At 71.9% G+C, this 14,638-nt stretch carries 10 protein-coding genes; 7 read left to right on the top strand and 3 right to left on the bottom strand.

Annotated features, from left to right (window positions below; genetic code table 11):
- Positions 1 to 112 precede the first annotated feature (112 nt).
- The gene (locus ACRDSK_RS05370; protein WP_431438800.1) at positions 113 to 1,144 is read right to left on the bottom strand and encodes a putative sugar O-methyltransferase; all 1,032 of its coding nucleotides are present in this window, start codon (positions 1,142 to 1,144) and stop codon (positions 113 to 115) included.
- 346 nt (positions 1,145 to 1,490) lie between these two features.
- Here ACRDSK_RS05370 and ACRDSK_RS05365 point away from each other — a divergent pair, with 346 nt between their 5' ends.
- The gene (locus ACRDSK_RS05365; protein ID WP_431438799.1) at positions 1,491 to 2,591 is read left to right on the top strand and encodes a trypsin-like serine peptidase; all 1,101 of its coding nucleotides are present in this window, start codon (positions 1,491 to 1,493) and stop codon (positions 2,589 to 2,591) included.
- Between the two features lie 3 nt (positions 2,592 to 2,594).
- Here ACRDSK_RS05365 and ACRDSK_RS05360 read toward each other — a convergent pair whose 3' ends face one another.
- Positions 2,595 to 3,299: an IclR family transcriptional regulator gene (locus ACRDSK_RS05360; RefSeq protein WP_431438816.1), complete on the bottom strand. Its 705-nt coding sequence runs from the start codon at positions 3,297 to 3,299 to the stop codon at positions 2,595 to 2,597.
- Positions 3,300 to 3,480: 181 nt separating this feature from the next.
- On the opposite strand from ACRDSK_RS05360, the gene ACRDSK_RS05355 reads away from it, so the two are divergent.
- The 6 genes from ACRDSK_RS05355 (at position 3,481) to ACRDSK_RS05330 (ending at position 13,822) form a co-directional block, all read left to right on the top strand.
- Positions 3,481 to 4,296, top strand: a complete 816-nt coding sequence (locus ACRDSK_RS05355; protein ID WP_431438815.1) for a hydroxypyruvate isomerase family protein — start codon at positions 3,481 to 3,483, stop codon at positions 4,294 to 4,296.
- Positions 4,293 to 5,168, top strand: a complete 876-nt coding sequence (locus tag ACRDSK_RS05350) for a 2-hydroxy-3-oxopropionate reductase (protein ID WP_431438798.1) — start codon at positions 4,293 to 4,295, stop codon at positions 5,166 to 5,168. The genes ACRDSK_RS05355 and ACRDSK_RS05350 overlap by 4 nt, the downstream gene beginning before the upstream one ends.
- 49 nt (positions 5,169 to 5,217) lie before the next feature.
- The gene (gcl, locus tag ACRDSK_RS05345) at positions 5,218 to 6,942 is read left to right on the top strand and encodes a glyoxylate carboligase (protein WP_431438797.1); all 1,725 of its coding nucleotides are present in this window, start codon (positions 5,218 to 5,220) and stop codon (positions 6,940 to 6,942) included.
- Between the two features lie 144 nt (positions 6,943 to 7,086).
- Positions 7,087 to 12,558 (top strand): carboxyl transferase domain-containing protein, encoded by a 5,472-nt coding sequence (locus tag ACRDSK_RS05340; RefSeq protein WP_431438796.1) that lies wholly within the window; start codon positions 7,087 to 7,089, stop codon positions 12,556 to 12,558.
- Complete coding sequence (locus ACRDSK_RS05335) at positions 12,555 to 12,950, top strand: hypothetical protein (RefSeq protein ID WP_431438794.1); 396 nt, start codon at positions 12,555 to 12,557, stop codon at positions 12,948 to 12,950. Before ACRDSK_RS05340 ends, ACRDSK_RS05335 begins: the two co-directional genes overlap by 4 nt.
- 20 nt (positions 12,951 to 12,970) lie before the next feature.
- Positions 12,971 to 13,822 carry a class I SAM-dependent methyltransferase gene (locus tag ACRDSK_RS05330; RefSeq protein WP_431438792.1) on the top strand — a complete coding sequence of 284 codons (852 nt, stop codon included), beginning with the start codon at positions 12,971 to 12,973 and terminating at the stop codon, positions 13,820 to 13,822.
- 145 nt (positions 13,823 to 13,967) lie between these two features.
- On the opposite strand, the gene ACRDSK_RS05325 is transcribed toward ACRDSK_RS05330, so the two are convergent.
- Positions 13,968 to 14,531 (bottom strand): methyltransferase domain-containing protein, encoded by a 564-nt coding sequence (locus tag ACRDSK_RS05325; RefSeq protein ID WP_431438791.1) that lies wholly within the window; start codon positions 14,529 to 14,531, stop codon positions 13,968 to 13,970.
- Positions 14,532 to 14,638: the final 107 nt, after the last annotated feature.

Here is a 14,638-nt window from a genome sequence, read left to right as displayed (position 1 = left end):
CCGAACCCGACGGCGGGGCGTTCGCGCACCACCCCGCGGGCGCGATCGGGCCGATCTCGCCCTATTGAAGGGGGTCGCCCCGGTCGGTCGTCGCGTTTCGCCGGGCCGAGGGTCAGTCGCGGCCGAGGACCACCAGCTCGCCGGCGCTGTGGATGAGCGGCTCGCCGTAGCGGCCGCGCACGGTGAACCCGTGCTCGCCGAACATCTCGACGATCCGGTCGGACGTCACCGGGTCGAGCACGCCGCCCTCGGTTCCCTCGGTGGCGCGGCGCTTGCCCTCGCGGGAGTTCAGCGACACCACGTAGCTCACGCCGAGCTCGCTCACCATGCCGACGTAGTGGTCGACCACGTGCGGCTCCATCTCCTGGAACGAGAAGGAGTTGACGAACACGTCGAACGGGCCGCGCACGTCGGGCAGCCGCCAGTTCGGCAGGCAGGCGGACGCGGCCAGGTCGATCGGGCCGGAGCCGGCGACGTCCAGGGCGTCCGGGACCAGCACCCGGTCGCCGAACAAAGTGGAGAGGTAGTACGAGGCGACCGTCAGCAGCGGCGGGATGTCCAGGTTGACGTAGCGGGCCTCCTGGTCACGCTGCAACAGGATCTCACCGAGCACACCGAAGCCGCCGCCGATCTCCAGGAAACGCCGCGGCGGGCCGTCGACGTGCCGGGACAGCGCGGCCAGGCACAGCAGGTAGTTAAGGTACGGCTTGCCCCATCGGATGCCGTCCGTCTCGGTCAGCGCATAGTGGCGAACCGGCTGCCCCACCGCGCTCTCGCCGAAGCCCTCGAGGTCGAACGGCCAGCGGGACTGGTCCCACGCCAGCCGCGCCGCGTCGAAGTCCCGCCTGGCCTCGTGGAAGCCGTTCAGCGAGCGCTGCCACGTCATCCGGGTCAGCGCCGGGTTGGCCTTGGCCGCCTGCTTGAAGGTCTTGTCGAGAGTGCGGGGCGCCAGCGGCCTGCCGTAGCCGGGATAGAACCAGAAGCCGGCCGTCGGCCAGGACTTGAACGCCTCCAGGCCGCGTGCCTCGAGATCGGCGAGGATGTCCCGCAACCCGGGCGTCCAGAAGTTCGTCGGGCGGTAGCTCGGATCGCAGTCGCGGACGCCCTCGAGAAGCTGCTTGGTCATGCCGGTCCAGTCGGTCACGGCACGAGACTAGTGCGGCAGGACAACTCGAATGAGTGATCTTGGCGAACCGTGGGTAACCAAATGCCGTCGGGGCAAGCATTTGGGGCACGAACGGGGTCGGGCCATGACGGTACGCCGCTTCCACCACACCACGAACACCACCACCCGCACGGTCGCGCAGCGCCGTCGCGTCCACGCGGCGCGTCTGCGGACGGCCGAGATGCGGGCGCGCATGGCCGCGCCCGACTCCGCCGACGCGGGGCGACGCGTGGGTGAGAAATCCTAGATTTCGTATCTCGCCGCAGGTGGCGGCGCTCTCTTCTCCAGAGTCACTTCGAGACGATCGAGTCCGAAGGAGAGAGAGATGCCGAACGACCGCCCCGACCAATTGGACAGCATCATCGAGCGATCTCGCCCGCAACAGGGTGATGCGCCCGCCGAGCTCGCCAACCCAAGCAACTACCTCGTCTTCGACCGGCTGTCGTCCGGCACGCTCGACGACCCGGCCACCGTGTTGACCGCGGCCGAGGACGGGCGGATGGCTGTCAGCGACCCGGAAACCGTGCTCGGCGTGGTGGTCGGGGCCACCGAGCCCGTGACTCCGGAGGCCATCGAGTCCGAGCTCGCCGAGAAGCGGGCCGCCGACGACAGCGAGGGCGGCGACAGCTCGGCGTACGTTCCGGAATGGACGGCCGTGTCCACCACGCCGAACCTGGCTCCGCGCATCGATCGCCCACAACTGTTGCGCCGCAACGGAACGCGCGTGCGTCCGGAGTGGGTCATCTCCCCCGACGGCCGGTCGCCGTACTACCCCAACTCCTACCCGTACTCCTGCGTCGGCCGGATCTTCGTGTGGCAGAACGCAGCCACCCCGAACTGGAGCTGGTGGGGCACGGCCTCGCTGCTCGGGGTGCGCACGATCATGACCGCCAGTCACGTCGTGCCGTGGGGTTCGTCGAACTGGAAGGCGCTGTTCGTGCCGGCCTACTACGACGGCGCCTCGATCTTCGGCGCGTGGGCGGCCTCGTGGGTGACCAACGCCCAGGGCTACAGCAGTCACGCGCAGGGCGACGACATGGCGGTCATGCGACTGGCAGTCCCGCTCGGCAACAACCTCGGCTGGTTCGGCTTCCGCACCTACAACCCCGGCTGGGAGGACCAGAGCGTCTGGACGCTGCCGGGTTACCCGTGGGACAAGGACTCCGGCAACCGGCCGTGGCTGCACCTCAACTTCCCGATCATCGACGATGACAACGACGGCGCCGGTGTCGAGCTGGAGTACCAGGCCGACACCGAGGGCGGCCAGAGCGGTGCGCCGGTGTTCGCGTGGTTCAGCGGATCGCCCGACGTCGTCGGCACCCACTCCGGTGGCGAGAACAACTTCGGTGAAACACGCCAGAACGTCGCCGCCGGCGGCAACGCGCTGACGAACCTGCTGCACTGGGCGCGCAACAACTGGCCGTGACGGCTAGGCGCTCGACTCGGCGACGGCCAGCGCCGCGGCCAACTCCGCGGCGCTGGCCTTCAGCACGGGTACGACCTCGTCGTTGCGTGCCTCGGTGACGCGCGCGGCCGGACCGGAGATGGAGATCGCGGTCATCGTCGGCGCGCCCGGCACCGGCACCGCGACGCAGCGCACGCCGAGCTCCTGCTCACCGTCGTCCACGGCGTAGCCGAGCTCGCGAACCGTGCGCAGCTGGCGGAACAGCGCGGCCGGCGTGGTGATCGTGTGCTCGGTGTGCGCGGGCATGCCGGTGCGCCCGAGCGCCTCGGCGACCCGCGACTCGGGCAGCTGAGCGAGCAGCGCCTTGCCGACCGCGGTCCCGTGCGGCAGCACGCGCCGGCCGACCTCGGTGAACATGCGCATGGAGTGCCGCGACGGGACCTGTGCGACGTAGACGACCTCGTCACCGTCGAGCATCGCCATGTTCGCGGTCTCGCCGATGGCATCGACCAGCCGGGCGAGGTGTGGCCGCGCCCAGGTACCGAGCAGCCGGCTGGACGTCTCCCCCAGCCGGATCAGCCGCGGCCCCAGCGCGTAGCGGCGCGACGCCTCCTGCCGCACGTAGCCCAGGTTGACCAGGGTGCGCATCAGCCGGTGGATGGTCGGCAACGGCAGACCCGAGGCCTCGGCCAGCTGGCTGATCCCGATCTCGCCGCCGGCGTCGGTCATCAGCTCGAGCAGCTCGAAGGCGCGCTCGATCGACTGCACGCCGCCCGGCTTCGTCACGCCCACCTCCAGGTTTCCGCGTGGCGGAATTCTACGGTTCCGGCCCGGTTGACGAGGCCGACCATGCCGCCTACCTTACTTCCATAGGACAGAAATCAATTTCCATCATACGGAAGTGACTGTCATGCCGAGCCATGGACTCCGCTTCGACGTCAACTGCTCGATCCTGTTCACCGAGCTGCCCGTGCTGGCGCGGCCGGCCGCGGCCAAGGCGGCCGGCTTCGACGCGGTCGAGTTCTGGTGGCCGTTCCCCCAGGCGGTGCCCGCCGACGCCGAGGTGGACGCGTTCGTCGCCGCCCTGGCCGACGCCGGCGTCGAGCTGGTGGGCCTGAACTTCTTCGCCGGCGACATGCCCGCGGGCGACCGCGGCCTGGTGTCGTGGCCGGGCCGCGAGCAAGAGTTCCGGGACAACGTCGCACTGGTCGCCGCCATCGGCGAGCGGACCGGCTGCCGCACGTTCAACGCCTTGTACGGCAACCGGATCGGCGGTGACGGCGGTGCCGACGCGGCCGCGCAGGACGACCTCGCCGCCGAGCAGCTCGCCTTCGCCGCGGACGCCGTCGCCCGCATGGGTGGCACCGTCGTGGTCGAGTCGATCAGCGGCCCGCAGCCCTACCCGCTGCGCACCGCGGCCGACGCGTTCGCCGTGATCGACCGGGCGGACCGGGACAACATCGCCTTCCTCGCCGACCTCTACCACCTGTCGGTCAACGGCGACGACCTGAGCAAGGTGATCGGCGAGTACGCCGCCCGCGTCGGGCACGTGCAGATCGCCGACGCACCGGGGCGGCACGAGCCCGGCACCGGCGAGCTCGACCTCGACGCCCACCTGGCCGCGCTCGAACACGCGGGCTACGGCGGCTGGGTCGGCCTGGAGTACACGCCGTCCGGACCCAGCGCCGACAGCTTCGCCTGGCTGAGCAAGGAGAACACCACATGACCACCATCGGATTCATCGGGCTCGGGATCATGGGCGGCCCGATGGCGGCGAACCTGGTGACGGCGGGCTTCGACGTCGTCGGTTACAACCGCAGCCGCCCCGCGGTCGAGCGCCTGGAGCAGGCCGGCGGCCGCGGCGCCGGCAGCATCGCCGAGGCGACCCGCGACGCGGACGTCGTGCTCACGATGGTGCCCGACTCCCCCGACGTCGAAGCCGTGGTGCTCGCCGACGACGGCGTGCTCGCCAACGCCAAGCCGGACCTGCTGCTGATCGACTGCAGCACGATCCGGCCGGACACCTCGCGCGAGGTCGCCGAGACCGCCCGCCGGCACGGCGTCCGCGCGCTGGACGCCCCGGTCAGCGGCGGCGAGAAGGGCGCCGTCGACGGCACGCTGTCGATCATGGTCGGCGGCGAGGCGGCCGACGTCGAGGCCGCGCGCCCCGTGCTCGACGCGGTCGGCAAGACGATCGTCCACGTTGGACCAGCCGGGGCCGGACAGACCGTCAAGGCGGCCAACCAGCTGATCGTGGCGGGCACCCTCGAGCTCGTCGCCGAGGCCATCGTGTTCCTCGAGGCGCACGGCGTGGACACCGACGCCGCGGTCGAGGTGCTGGCCGGCGGGCTGGCCGGCAACGCGATCCTGGACCGCAAGGCCGCGGCCATGCTGCGCCGCGACTTCGCCCCGGGCTTCCGGCTCGCGCTGCATCACAAGGACCTGGGCATCGTGCAGGCCGCGGCCCGCGAGGCGGGCGTGGTGATCCCGCTCGGCTCGGCCGTCTCGCAGCTCGTCGCGGCCCTCGTCGCCCGCGGCGACGGCGCCCTCGACCACTCGGGCCTGCTCAAGCTCGTGCAAGAGCTCTCCGGCCGCTGACGCACCGCTGACCCAGCCAACCCCCGTCGATCCAGTCAGGAGGACGGACATGCCTCGGATGACCGCCGCCCGCGCCGCCGTCGAGATCCTTAAGCGCGAGGGCGTGGTGCACGCCTTCGGGCTGCCCGGCGCCGCGATCAACCCGTTCTACGCCGCCATGCGCGAGGCCGGCGGGATCGACCACGTCCTCGCCCGGCACATCGAGGGCGCCTCGCACATGGCCGAGGGCTACACGCGCGCGAAGCCCGGCAACATCGGCGTCTGCGTCGGCACGTCGGGCCCCGCCGGCACCGACATGATCACCGGGCTGTACTCGGCCGCCGCCGACTCGATCCCGATCCTGTGCATCACCGGACAGGCCCCGGTCGCCCGGCTGCACAAGGAGGACTTCCAGGCCGTCGGCATCTCCGAGATCGCGCGGCCGCTGACCAAGATGGCGATGACCGTACTGGAGCCGGCGCAGGTGCCGGGCGCGTTCCAGCAGGCGTTCCACCTGATGCGCTCCGGCCGGCCCGGGCCGGTGCTGATCGACCTGCCGCTGGACGTGCAGCTGACGGAGATCGACTTCGATCCGGAGACCTACGAACCGCTGCCGGTGTACAAGCCGGCCGCGAGCCGCGCGCAGATCGAGAAGGCGCTGGACCTGCTGGCGGCCGCCGAGCGCCCGCTGATCGTCGCCGGCGGCGGTGTCATCAACGCGGACGCCGCCGACCTGCTCGTGGAGTTCGCCGAGCTCACCGGGGTGCCGGTGATCCCGACCCTGATGGGCTGGGGCGCGATCCCGGACGACCACCCGCTGATGGCCGGCATGGCCGGGCTGCAGACCGCCCACCGGTACGGCAACGCGACCCTGCTCGAGTCCGACTTCGCGCTCGGCATCGGCAACCGCTGGGCCAACCGGCACACCGGCGGCCTGGACACCTACCGGCGCGGGCGCACCTTCGTGCACGTGGACATCGAGCCGACCCAGATCGGCCGGGTGTTCGCGCCGGACTACGGCATCGTGTCCGACGCCCGCGCCGCGCTCGAGCTCTTCGTCCAGGCCGCCCGCGAGCGGCAACTGCGCGACCGCACCGAGTGGGCCGAGAGCTGTCGGCTGCGCAAGCGCACCCTGCAGCGCCGCACGCACTTCGACGCCGTGCCGATCAAGCCGCAGCGCGTGTACGAGGAGATGAACCGCGCGTTCGGACCGGAGACCCGCTACGTCACCGCGATCGGCCTGTCGCAGATCGCGGCCGCCCAGTTCCTGCACGTCTACCGGCCGCGGAACTGGATCAACTGCGGCCAGGCCGGCCCGCTGGGCTGGACCCTGCCCGCGGCGCTCGGCGTGGTGGCCGCGGATCCGGCGGCGCAGGTGGTCGCCCTGTCCGGCGACTACGACTTCCAGTTCATGATCGAGGAGCTGGCGGTCGGCGCGCAGTTCAACCTGCCGTTCATCCACGTCGTGGTGAACAACGCCTACCTGGGCCTGATCCGCCAGGCGCAGCGGGCGTTCGACATGGACTACTGCGTGCAGCTGGCGTTCGACAACATCAACTCACCGGAGACCGGCGGGTACGGCGTGGACCACGTCAAGGTCGCCGAAGGCCTGGGCTGCAAGGCGATCCGGGTGCACGAGCCGGACGACATCCTGCCGGCCCTGGACAAGGCGAAGGCGCTCACCGCGGAGCTGCGGGTGCCGGTGGTCGTCGAGGTCATCCTGGAACGGGTCACCAACATCTCGATGGGCACCGAGCTGGACAACGTCAAGGAGTTCGAAGAACTCGTAGGGTAGTCGCACATACATGGTCGGTAGCGGGCTCGGCTGCGGGTATCCGCCCCCTCATCCCGGCTTGTTCATGCGTGCGGTCGTTGTTCGGCGACCCCGTGGCCATGGCATGCTCCCCGAAGGTGCCGGAGACAAGGGAGCGTTCGGTCGGTGTTCAGTCGTGTCGCCATAGTCAACCGTGGGGAAGCCGCTGTGCGGCTGATCCACGCCGTCCGGGAACTGGTCGCCGAGACCGGGGTGCGGATCGAGACCGTCGCCCTGCACACCGACGTCGACCGAACCGCCACGTTCGTACGCGAGGCCGACCTCGCCTACGACCTCGGTCCGGCGGCCGCGCGTCCCTACCTCGACCTGAAGGTGCTGGAGCGCGCGCTTGTCGACACCGGCGCCGACGCGGCCTGGGTCGGCTGGGGCTTCGTCGCCGAGGATCCGGCCTTCGCGGAGCTGTGCGAGCGGGTCGGCGTGACCTTCGTCGGGCCCAACGCGGACGCCATGCGCAAGCTCGGCGACAAGATCGGCGCGAAGCTGATCGCCGAGGAGGTCGGCGTGCCGGTCGCGCCGTGGAGCCGCGGCGCCGTCGAGACACTCGACGCCGCCAAGCAGGCCGCGGCCGAGGTCGGCTACCCGCTGATGCTCAAGGCCACCGCGGGCGGCGGCGGGCGCGGCATCCGCGTGATCACCAGCGAGGACGAGCTCGCCGACGCCTACGAGCGCACCAGCCAGGAGGCCGCGCGGGCGTTCGGCAGCGGCATCGTGTTCCTCGAGCGCCTGGTCACGGGCGCCAGGCACGTCGAGGTCCAGGTGATCGCCGACGGCGAGGGCACCGCGTGGGCGCTCGGCGTTCGCGACTGCTCGGTGCAGCGGCGCAACCAGAAGGTCATCGAGGAGTCGGCGTCGCCGGTGCTCAGCCCCGCGCAGGCGGCCGACCTCAAGTCCTCGGCCGAGCGGCTGGCCGTCGCGGTCGGCTACCGCGGCGCCGCGACGGTGGAGTTCCTCTACCGCCCCGCCGACGAGATGTTCGCTTTCCTGGAGGTCAACACCCGCCTCCAGGTCGAGCATCCGATCACCGAGTCCACCACCGGGTTCGACCTGGTCAAGGCGCAGCTGCACGTGGCGTCGGGCGGACGGCTGGAGGGCGAGCCGCCGGCCGAACGCGGGCACGCCATCGAGGCCCGGCTCAACGCCGAGGACCCGGACCGCGACTTCGCCCCCTCCCCCGGCCGCATCGCCCGACTTGGCCTGCCCGCCGGACCCGGCATCCGGGTGGACACCGGCGTCAGCGAGGGCGACACCATCCCCGCCGACTTCGACTCGATGATCGCCAAGATCATCGCCTACGGCCGCGACCGCGACGAGGCGCTCGGCCGGCTGCGCCGCGCCATGGCGCAGACCACCGTGATCATCGAAGGCGGCGCGACCAACAAGAGCTTCGTGCTCGACCTGCTCGACCAGCCCGAGGTGATCGACGCCAGCGCGGACACCGGCTGGATCGACCGCGTGCGCGGCGAGGGCCGGCTCGTCTCGCACAAGCACTCGGCCGTCGCGCTGGCCGCCGCCGCCATCGAGGCCTACGAGGAGGAGGAGCGCGCCGAGCGGCAGCGGCTGCTGTCGACGGCGTTCGGCGGCCGCCCGCAGGTGCGCCACGAGAGCGGCCGGCCGTTGGACCTCAAGCTGCGCGGCGTCGGCTACCGCGTGCGCGTCGCGCGCGTGGGCGCGCACCGGTTCCGCGTCGGCATCGAGGCCGGGGAGAGCACCGGGACCGCCGACGTCGAGCTCAACCGGTTCGACCGGCACACCGGCCAGATCATCGTCAACGACACCAGGTACCACCTGCTCATCGGCACGCACGGACCGATCCACCTGGTGGAGGTCGACGGCGTGGCGCACCGGGTCAGCCGCGACGAGGGCGGCGTGATCCGCTCCCCCGCGCCCGCGCTGGTGGTCGCGACGCCGCTGACGGTCGGCGCCGAGGTCGAGGCGGGCGCTCCGGTGCTGGTGCTGGAGAGCATGAAGATGGAGACGGTGCTGCGGGCGCCGTTCAAGGCGCGGTTGAAGGCCTGTGTCGTGTCGGTGGGCAGCCAGGTGGAGACCGGCGCCGCGCTGCTGCGACTAGACCCGATCGCCGACGGGGACGACGAGGCGGCCGACGGCGGGGACGCCGGCGCGTCCGTCGAGCTCGACCTGCCCCCCGCGCCCGAGGACGTCCCGGCGCGGGAGCGCACCCGGCGCGGCCAGGAGGACCTGCGCAGTCTGCTGCTGGGCTTCGACGTCGACCCGCACGACGAGCGCCGCGTGCTCGACGACTACCTCGCTGCGCGCCGCACGGGCGCGCAGAACGGCGAGCGGCCGCTCGCCGAGGAGCTCGAGCTGGTCTCCGTGTTCGCCGACCTGGCGGAGCTGAGCCGCAACCGCCCCGCGGGTGAGGACGGCGGCGACACCCACGTGCACAGCCCCCGCGAGCACTTCCACACCTACCTGCAGAGCCTCGACGTGGAGCGGGCCGGGCTGCCGGAGGCGTTCCAGGCGAAGCTCGCCACGGCGCTCGGGCAGTACGGCGTGACCGACCTGGAGCGCACGCCCGACCTCGAGGCCGCGGTGTTCCGGATCTTCCTCGCCCAGCAGCGCGCGGCGGCCGACGCCGCGGTCGTCACGGCGCTGCTGCGGGAGTGGCTGCGGGAGCCGCAGCCGGGTGAGGCGCTGCGCGAGCCGGCCGGTCTCGTACTGGAACGGCTGGTGGCCGCGACGCAGGTCCGCTTCCCCGGCGTTTCCGACCTCGCCCGCGGCGTGGTCTTCGCGTGGTTCGGCCAGCCGCTGCTGCGCCGCAGCCGGGCCCGGGTCTACGCCGACGTCCGCAAGCACCTGCGCCACCTCGACGAGCACCCGGACGCGCCGGACCGCGCCGAGCGCGTCGGCGAGATGGTGCGCAGCACCGAGCCGCTGGTGCGCCTGCTCGGTCAGCGGCTCGTCCGCGGCGTGCCGGGCCGGTCGCTGGACCACTCGGTGATGCTGGAGGTGCTGACCCGGCGGTACTACGGCAACAAGGGCCTCACCGGCGTGCGCACCAGCGACGTCGCGGGCTGCCGGTTCGTCGTCGCCGAGCGCGCCGGGTCCCGGCTGGCGAGCTCCGCGGTGGGGTTCGAGCGGCTGGGCGACGCGGTGCGCGGGCTCGCCGAGCTGGCGGCCGGCGAGGAGTCCATCGACGCCGACATCTACCTCGCGTGGGAGCCGCAGCCGGAGGACTCCGATGCAATGGCCGCCGCGCTGCACGAGGTCGTCGCCGCGCACCGGCTGCCGAGCCAGGTCCGCCGGCTCACCGCCACCGTCGCAGGCAGCGGCGGCGCGGTGATGCACCACCACTTCACGTTCCGCCCGTCGACCACCGGGATGAGCGAGGAGCGGCTGATCCGCGGGCTGCACCCGTACATCGCGCAGCGGATGCAGCTGGAGCGGCTGCACAAGTTCGACCTGAGCCGGCTGCCGTCGGCCGACGAGGAGGTCTACCTCTTCCGGTGCGTGGCGCGGGAGAACCCGTCCGACGACCGGCTCGTCGCGTTCGCCCAGGTGCGGGACCTCGTCGAGCTGCGCGAGCAGGACGGCCGGCTGGTCGCGCTGCCCACGGCCGAGGACATCATCGCGACCTGTCTCGACTCCATCCGCCGCGCGCAGTCGCGCCGGCCGGCGAAGAAACGCTTCCCCACCAACCGGATCGTCGTCTACGTCTGGCCGCCGAGCAACATCACCCGAGCCGAGCTGGAGATGATCGCCGACCGCGTGCTGCCCACCACCGCGGGCGCCGGGATCGAGGAGATCCTGTTCATCGCGCGGCAGCGCCACCCGCGGACCGGCGAGCTCACCAAGATCGCCGTACGGGTCTCCTACGACGCCACCGGCGGTGCCGAGCTGACCATCGGCGAGCCGTCGGACGCCCCGGTCGAGCCGCTCGACGACTACCGCCAGAAGGTGCTGCGCGCGAGCAGTCGCAACACGGTCTACCCGTACGAGCTGACCGGGCGGCTCGGCGACTTCGTCGAGCACGACCTCGACGAGAACCACGTGCTGGTGCCGATCGACCGGCCCAAGGGCCGCAACAGCGCGGCGATCGTCGCTGGCGTGGTCACCACGCCGACGCCGCGACACCCGCAGGGAATCACCCGGGTCGTGCTGCTCGGCGACCCGACGAAGTCGCTCGGCGCGCTGTCGGAGCCGGAGTGCCGGCGCGTGATCGCCGCGCTGGATCTGGCCGAGCGGATGGCTGTGCCGCTGGAGTGGTACGCGCTGTCCGCCGGCGCCCGGATCTCCATGGGGTCGGGCACGGAGAACATGGACTGGGTGGCCGCGGCGCTCAAGCGGATCGTCGAGTACACACAGGACGGTGGCGAGATCAACATCGTCGTCGCGGGCATCAACGTCGGCGCGCAGCCGTACTGGAACGCCGAGGCGACGATGCTCATGCACACCAAGGGAATCCTGGTGATGACGCCGGACTCGGCGATGGTGCTCACCGGCAAGCAGTCGCTCGACTTCTCCGGTGGCGTGTCGGCGGAGGACAACTTCGGCATCGGCGGCTACGACCGGGTGATGGGCCCGAACGGGCAGGCGCAGTACTGGGCGCCGACCCTCCAGGGTGCCCGCGAGGTGCTGATGTCGCACTACGACCACACCTACGTCGCGCCTGGCGAGGACGGGCCGCGGCAGGCGGCGACGAGCGACCCCGTCGACCGTGACGTGTCCGACTTCCCGCACGCCGTGGGCGACTTCACGACGGTCGGCGAGATCTTCTCGGCGACCGCCAACCCGGACCGCAAGAAGCCGTTCGACATCCGGACCGTGATGCGGGCGCTGGCCGACCAGGACCACCCGGTGCTCGAACGCTGGGCGGGGATGGCCGACGCCGAGACGGCGGTGGTGGCCGACGTGCATCTCGGCGGCACGCCGGTGTGCCTGCTGGGAATCGAGTCACGCTCGGTGCCCCGGCGCGGCTTCCCGCCCACCGACGGTCCGGACACCTACACCGCGGGCACGCTGTTCCCGCGGTCGTCGAAGAAGGCCGCGCGCGCGATCAACACGGCGAGCGGCAACCGGCCGCTGGTGGTGCTGGCGAACCTGTCGGGCTTCGACGGCTCGCCGGAGTCGATGCGCAAGCTGCAGCTGGAGTACGGCGCCGAGATCGGCCGCGCGATCGTCAACTTCCGCGGCCCGATCGTCTTCTGCGTCATCTCGCGCTACCACGGCGGCGCGTTCGTGGTGTTCTCGAAGGCGCTCAATCCGAACATGACCGTGCTCGCGCTGGAGGGCTCGTTCGCCTCGGTGCTCGGCGGCGCGCCGGCCGCCGCGGTGGTGTTCTCCGCCGACGTCGACGGCCGCACCGCGGCCGACCCGAGGGTGCGGGACCAGGAGGGCCGCGTCGCGGCCACATCCGGCGCCGAGCGCGCGGCGCTGGCGGCGGAGCTGGACGAGCTGCGTGCGTCGGTTCGGGCGGAGAAGCTCGGCGAGGTGGCCACGGAGTTCGACCGCGTGCACAACATCCAGCGCGCGGTCGAGGTCGGCTCCGTCGACGCCGTCATCCGTGCCGCGGAGCTCCGCCCACGCATCATCGAGGCGATCGCGCCACACCGGCGATGATCCGGACGGTCCGAATCCTGACCATCCGGCGCGCCCTGCTCGCCGCCGGCCTGGCCATCGTGGCCTGGTCGGCGACCCGAGCCGTCCTGTTCCTCACCGGCAACGAGGAGCTGCTGTCGACCGGCGACGACCCACACGGCTACGTGCTGATCTTCTCGATGTTCTTCCTGTCGCCGGTCCTGCTACTCGCCATCGTGATGATCGTGGCGGACAACATCGTGGTGTGGCGGCGGGACCGCCCTGCCGGCCGGGCGCATCGCATCGGTTCGGGGGTGGTGTTGATGCTGTCCTCGCCGACCGCCGGACCCCTCATGATTCCGGCCGTGCTGGTCGGCGCGGGCATCGTGGCGACGGCCCTGTTCGACAAGAAGGCTGGTCAGCCCCGGGTCTGACAGCCGGATAGGGTCGCGACGTGGGACGAGATCCGGAGGTCGCCGCGCTGGGGGCGTTGGTGGCGGGGAACGTCGAGCGGGCGCTGGAGGCGTTGGGCGGCGGTGCGGATCGCCCGCTGCTGAGTGCGGCGCTGCGCACGTACCTGGCCGCCGCGGCCGACGGCCGCGTGTACGACCGGCCGGCCGCGTTCACCGCGTTCATCCGCGGCGGCGGGAACCTTCGGCTCTACGAAGCGGTCAGCACGGCCCTCGCCGAGCGATACGACCGGCTCGGCGTCACCTCCCTGCTCGACATCGGCTGCGGCGACGGGCGGGCGTTGGCGCCCGCTCTCGCCCAGGCCGGCGTCGCCCCCGCGGTGACGCTGGTCGAGCCGTCACGAGCGCTGCTCGAGGCGGCGCACGCCGCGCTCGGCCGAGAGGTCACCGCCCACGCCACCGACGCGACGACCTTCGCCGCGAACCTCGACCAGCGGTTCGATCTCGCCGAGTCCACGTTCGCGCTGCACGCCCTGCCGCCGGAGGAGCGCACCGAGTTGCTGACCGCGCTGCGCGGGCACGTGTCGCATCTCGTGCTGGCCGAGTTCGACGTGCCCGGCCACCCGCCGGGCGGCCCCGAGCACCTGACCTTCCTGGCCGACACCTACGAGCAGGGCCTCACCGAGTACGACGACGACCGGGACCTGGTGGCGCAGGGCTTCCTGATGCCCGTGCTCGCCGGCCAGCTCGCGCCCGGCGCCCGGCGCAGCACGTGGGAACAGCCCGCGACGGAGTGGGCCGAGCAGCTCACCGCGTGCGGCTACCGCGACGTCACCGTCGAGCCGCTCTGCGACTACTGGTCCTCTCCCGCGTTCCTGCTGACCGCGGCCAGCTGACGAGCCGGGGCTCCCGAGAGAGCCGCTCCGGCGTCCGACGTCGTAGAAATGTGCGGGTTCCACCACCCACACCTGGGCGGCGCCGACCTGCACAACCTTGTGTCCAGGCGGACTTCCGAATCATCCCGGCGACGACGGCGGGCCGCTAGCGCGTCGCGTGGAACCGCAGGGAGCGGTCGCCGATCTCCACGTCCGCGGTGCGAAAGCCCGCCGCGCGGAGGCGATCCGGCAACGTCCGCGGCGGGACCGGGACCATCGTGTCCCCGATGTGCAGCAGCCGGAACCGCAGGCTCAGTCGGCTGTCCGAGCCGGCGAACACCCCACCCGGGCGCAGCACTCTGGCCGCCTCGGCGAACAGGCGGTCCTGCTGCTCCGGGGACGGAACGTGGTGCAGCATCGTGAAGCACACGACCGCGTCGAACGTCTCGTCGGGCAGCGGTAGGGCGGCGCCGTCGCCCTCGTGGACATCGACCTGGTCGGCGAACCGCGTACGTAGATCGGCGGCCAACTTCGGGTCGACCTCGATCGCCGTCAGCCGCGCGCCGCGGTCGAGCAGCCACTGCGTCGTGATCCCGTAGCCGGGGCCCAGCTCGAGAACGGCACCCGCCAGCGTCACGTCTCGCATCGCCCACGGCAGCACCTTGGTGCGCATCCGCGTCGCCCAACCGTCCGAGCGGCACAGCCGGCGATGCACGGCGTTCATCGGCATGGCTTCGACCCTAGGCGCTCGCTTGACCCACGGGGAACGGCGATCGTATGGTCGACGTGCCACCGTACGACCATTGTTCCGCCTCACGGCACAGGTACGGGAGCCGC

The sequence above is a fragment of the Actinophytocola sp. genome, from assembly GCF_050699915.1.
GTDB lineage: Bacteria > Actinomycetota > Actinomycetes > Mycobacteriales > Pseudonocardiaceae > Actinophytocola.
The sequence above is the reverse complement of the archived record's forward strand: the minus strand, read 5'-3'. Positions and strand labels throughout refer to the sequence as shown.

Excerpts from the sequence above, each read along its gene's own strand:
- ACRDSK_RS05365 (WP_431438799.1), top strand. The coding sequence starts at position 1,491 with ATGCCGAACGACCGCCCCGACCAATTGGACAGCATCATCGAGCGATCT.
- ACRDSK_RS05360 (WP_431438816.1), bottom strand. The coding sequence starts at position 3,299 with ATGACCGACGCCGGCGGCGAGATCGGGATCAGCCAGCTGGCCGAGGCC.
- ACRDSK_RS05355 (WP_431438815.1), top strand. The coding sequence starts at position 3,481 with ATGCCGAGCCATGGACTCCGCTTCGACGTCAACTGCTCGATCCTGTTC.
- ACRDSK_RS05350 (WP_431438798.1), top strand. The coding sequence starts at position 4,293 with ATGACCACCATCGGATTCATCGGGCTCGGGATCATGGGCGGCCCGATG.
- gcl (WP_431438797.1), top strand. The coding sequence starts at position 5,218 with ATGCCTCGGATGACCGCCGCCCGCGCCGCCGTCGAGATCCTTAAGCGC.
- ACRDSK_RS05335 (WP_431438794.1), top strand. The coding sequence starts at position 12,555 with ATGATCCGGACGGTCCGAATCCTGACCATCCGGCGCGCCCTGCTCGCC.
- ACRDSK_RS05325 (WP_431438791.1), bottom strand. The coding sequence starts at position 14,531 with ATGCCGATGAACGCCGTGCATCGCCGGCTGTGCCGCTCGGACGGTTGG.